Consider the following 3,772-nt stretch of genomic DNA (forward strand, 5'->3'; position numbering starts at 1 on the left):
GGCGCGTCGTCCGCCGGAGCATTGTCGGTCGTCTGGGTGGGGTCGGTGCCCTCGTTCTCAGCCATCAGTTCCTCAAGCTACCTGTCTGCGTACGGTGCGCGGCGTGAATCCGGGTTGGTGATCCATGCATGAATGGCGCGAGCCGAACCCGGCTCGCGCCATCCATCGTGAGACGGTCGTCTCACTCCTCGTCTGGTGCATCGGGGAAAGCCTGCTGCGTGTAACCACCACGCAGTGTGCCTCCGATGTATTCAGCCTTGCAGGCACGACGCGCGATCTTGCCGCTCGAGGTGCGCGGAATCGACCCGGCCGGAACGAGCAGGATGTCACGCGCGGTGACCCCGTGCCGGGAGGAGATGGCTGCGCGGACCGCGTCCGCGATGGGACCCGGATCGGCCTTGCCCGCGCCCGGACCACGCTCGGCAACGATAACCAGCTGTTCGCTGGCATCGTCGGCGTCGAAGCTCAGACCCGAATGGCTGTCCTGGGCAAAGACTTCGGCGGGCAGCTGGTTGGCCGGGACCGAGAAGGCGGCGACGTAACCGGCGCGCAGCATGGTCGAGGATTCCTCGGCGGAGTGCTCGAGATCCTGCGGGTAGTGGTTGCGGCCGTCCACGATCACCAGGTCCTTGACGCGTCCGGTGATGTAGAGCTCGCCGTCCACGTACACGCCGTAGTCGCCGGTGCGCAGCCAGATGCCGTCGGCCGGAACGCCTTCGGCGTGGCTGCCCTCGGGCTGGCGGCGAACGAGCTGGTTGCGGAAGGTCTTCTGCGTTTCCTCGGCGCGACCCCAGTAGCCGATGCCGATGTTGTTGCCGTGCAGCCAGATCTCGCCGACCTCACCGTCGGCCACCTCGCGGGCGCCCTCGGGGGAGTCGATGGACTCGCCGTCGACGATGGTGGCCCACTGCGACAGCGATACATAACCACAGGAGACCTGCGCGATGGCGTTCTCGGTGCCCTGCTCGACCTTCACCACGCGACCGGCATTGAGCTCGTCGCGGTCGACGTAGATGACCTTGGCCTCGTCCTCGTGCCGGGTCGCCGACACGAACAGGGTGGCCTCTGCCATGCCGTAGCACGGCTTGATGGCGGTCTTGGGCAGGCCGTACGGGGCGAACGCCTCGTTGAACTTCTTCATCGACTTGGTGGTCACCGGCTCGGAGCCGTTGATCAGGCCGAGGACGTTCGACAGGTCCAGCGACTCGCCCGCCTTGGGCAGGCCGCGCACGGCGGCGTGCTCGAAGGCGAAGTTCGGTGCGGCGGCGAAGGTTCCGGCGCCGTCGGAGACCGCGGCCAGCTCGTTGATCCAGCGCGCGGGACGGCGCACGAACGAGGCCGGGGACATGATGGTGATGTACTTGCCGCCCACGGCGGGCAGGATCACCGTCAGCAGACCCATGTCGTGATAGAGCGGCAGCCAGGTGACGCCGCGCGAATTCTCGTTCAGATCAAGCGCGTTCACCATCTGCAGCACGTTGGTGCCGACACCGCGGTGGGTGATCTCGACACCGGCCGGCACGCGGGTGGAGCCGGAGGTGTACTGCAGATACGCGATGTCGTCGACCGCGATGTCCGGACGGATCCAGGACTCGCCGACGCTGTCGGGAATCGCGTCCACGGCGATGATGCGCGGGCGCTGGGCCGCGGGCAGGGCCCGGAAGAACTGGCGGACACCGGCGGCGGAGGAGCTCGCCGTCAGAATCGCCGACGGCGTGCAGTCGCCGAGGACGGCGTGCAGGCGGTCGGTGTGGCCCGGCTCGTCCGGATCGAACAGCGGCACGGAGATGGTGCCCGCGTAGATGGCGGCGAAGAAGGAGATGACGTAATCCAGCCCCTGCGGAGCCAGGATCGCGACCCGATCGCCCCGCTTGGTCACCTGCTGCAGTCGGGCGGCCACCGCGCGCAGCCGCGTGCCGAACTGACTCCAAGTGAGGTCCTGGTACTCACCGTCGCGCTCGCGTGAGTAATCGATGTAGCGGTAGGCCAAGTCATTGGCGTCATTACCGTGGGTGTGCTTCTCGACGTAGTCGACGAGGGTGCGTCCCTCGGGAATCGTGATGTTCCCCGTTTCGTCGAGGTAATCGTCGAAAGTCTCGTCCATTCCTTCTTCTCCTCCGAGGCACACGCGGCATGGAACGGCATGCATTGCCGCTGTTACCTGTGAGGCCCCGACTCTCTTCGCCCGCGGGAGCTCCATGGGAGAGCCAACCTGCAGAATTGTGTTGCGGTCTGCGCGGTGACCGTCTATTGGCTAGATGTTCTCAAACCAGGGACATGTTACAGAGGGGCTGCCCGGCCATGCTTCGGAGCGGCCGAACATCTCCCAGCTCACACCTCTGGGCTAGTGCTTCACCGGTGCGAATGCCTCCAAATGGGTGGGGAGCGCCCCACGTAGGACACAACAAGGATATGGATGTGAGTTGCCGCACTCGCCGGGTCTCGGCAGTGTCGCAACCCGGAGCACTTTACCGGGTGACCCCGAAACTGGGGGGTCGGTCGGGTGGGGGCACACCCCCGGCGAAGCACCCATCATCCATGGTGCGCCGATCGGCATAAGAATCGCTGCGCAAAAGCTTACGAATGCGCAGGGTGCGGGGCGTTTTCGATCAAGCCCGAGGCCCAGTTCACGGTCCACTGGGTGGCGGTGGTGCCGTTGTCGTCGACCTGGTAGCCGTTGTAGAGGCTGTGCACCGGGTTGCCCGCGGCCCGCACCAGGATGTTGAGGCTGCCGAGGATATTGCCCGGGTTGAGCGCCTGGCGGGGGGCGTCGCAGATCAAATCGCCTGCGGCACAGATGGTGAAGGTGCGCCCGGCGAGTTTGCCGTAGCCGCCGCGCGGCCCGGTCATGGTGATGCCGGGGACATTGAGGCCCTTGAGCGCCACCTCCGCGCCCACGCCCGGCGGGGTCGGGCCGATCTCGGTGGCCTCGCCCGGATCGCCGACATCGCGGCGGCCGTCGGCGATGGTGGTCACGCCGAGCACCAGATCCTCCGGTATCGGGCCCTTGCCCGCGCCGATCTGCGCGGCGAGATCACCGACGATCACCCCGCCCTGCGAGAAGCCCGCCAGGACATAGGTGGTGAGCGGACATTTGGCGTAGGTCGCCGCCAGGTGATCGGTGGCCCGCTTGGCGCCCTCGGAACGGCTGTTGTTGTACGAGGATTGGCCGTCCGGCGGGATCGCGATGGGATTGGAGAACTGCGCCACGTACGGGACGGTGTAGACCTCGAGCCGCTCGTTGGGGAACTTGGCCCGAATCGGGTTGGAGACGTTCAACATCAGCGACGCCGGGTTCGCGGTCGGGTTGTAGGGGTCGTCGTTGCTGTTCGACTCCCAGGTGCCCGGCACGGACAGCAGCAGCACGTCCGGGCAGTCGGCCGGCTGCGAGGTCGGACGTTGCGGCCCCGGCGGTTTGGGGCCGGGCAGCCGCAACCGGCCCGCCAGCAGGTACCACAGCAGCAGCGCCACCACGACCACGATCACGATCGCGGCGATGACGAGCAGCAGGCAACCCGCCGGGCGCGGCCGGCCTCGTCCGATTCGGCGTCGCGTCGTCACTTGTTGCAGTAGCTCTTCGAGGCGACGTCGTAGTAGATCTTGCCCGCCTGCTCGACCGACATCTTGGACTGGTCGAAGGACGGATCGGAACCGGCGATGGCGGTCACGTAGGTGACGATCTGATCCTGCGGGGCGTTCTCCGCCTTGCCCTGGCATATCTGCCCGGACTGCGTCACCGACAAGACATTTCCGTCCCCGGTGAACTGCACCG

Annotated in this window: 2 protein-coding genes and 1 pseudogene; all 3 read right to left on the reverse strand. The window is 66.7% G+C overall.

Going from position 1 to position 3,772, the window contains the following annotated elements; genetic code table 11:
* Positions 1 to 181: 181 nt before the first annotated feature.
* On the reverse strand, positions 182 to 2,104 hold the full coding sequence (fadD32, locus tag ACWELQ_RS40675) for a long-chain-fatty-acid--AMP ligase FadD32 (protein WP_452402323.1): 1,923 nt from the start codon (positions 2,102 to 2,104) through the stop codon (positions 182 to 184).
* Between the two features lie 473 nt (positions 2,105 to 2,577).
* On the reverse strand, positions 2,578 to 3,561 hold the full coding sequence (locus ACWELQ_RS40680; protein WP_452402324.1) for a cutinase family protein: 984 nt from the start codon (positions 3,559 to 3,561) through the stop codon (positions 2,578 to 2,580).
* A pseudogene (locus ACWELQ_RS40685) lies at positions 3,558 to 3,772 on the reverse strand (hypothetical protein); the annotation flags it as partial. The gene ACWELQ_RS40680 and the pseudogene ACWELQ_RS40685, both read right to left, overlap by 4 nt.

It is taken from the genome of Nocardia sp. NPDC004722 (assembly GCF_053601505.1).

What these genes read in the sequence shown, in the direction of transcription:
- fadD32 (WP_452402323.1), bottom strand. Translation starts at nt 2,104, where the DNA reads ATGGACGAGACTTTCGACGATTACCTCGACGAAACGGGGAACATCACG.